Source organism: Aeromonas sp. PrichA-15 (genome assembly GCF_017939245.1).
Taxonomy (GTDB): domain Bacteria; phylum Pseudomonadota; class Gammaproteobacteria; order Enterobacterales; family Aeromonadaceae; genus Aeromonas; species Aeromonas caviae.
On record NZ_JAGKRH010000359.1, the window covers coordinates 1 to 293 of the forward strand.

At 52.9% G+C, this 293-nt stretch carries 1 rRNA gene; it reads right to left on the reverse strand.

Going from position 1 to position 293, the window contains the following annotated elements:
- A 23S ribosomal RNA gene (locus J9889_RS23210) occupies positions 1 to 293 on the reverse strand; the annotation flags it as partial.

Below are 293 nucleotides of genomic sequence, written 5' to 3' on the forward strand. Positions count from 1 at the left end.
ATTTTGCCTAGTTCCTTCACCCGAGTTCTCTCAAGCGCCTTGGTATTCTCTACCCGACCACCTGTGTCGGTTTGGGGTACGATGACTTGTAATCTGAAGCTTAGAGGCTTTTCCTGGAAGCAGGGCATCAATGGCTTCCGCACCGTAGTGCGTTCGTCTCGTGTCTCAGTGTTGTGTCTCCGGATTTGCCTAGAAACACCACCTACGCACTTTCACCAGGACAACCGTCGCCTGGCCCACCTAGCCTTCTCCGTCCCCCCATCGCAATTACAAGTCGTGCAGGAATATTAACC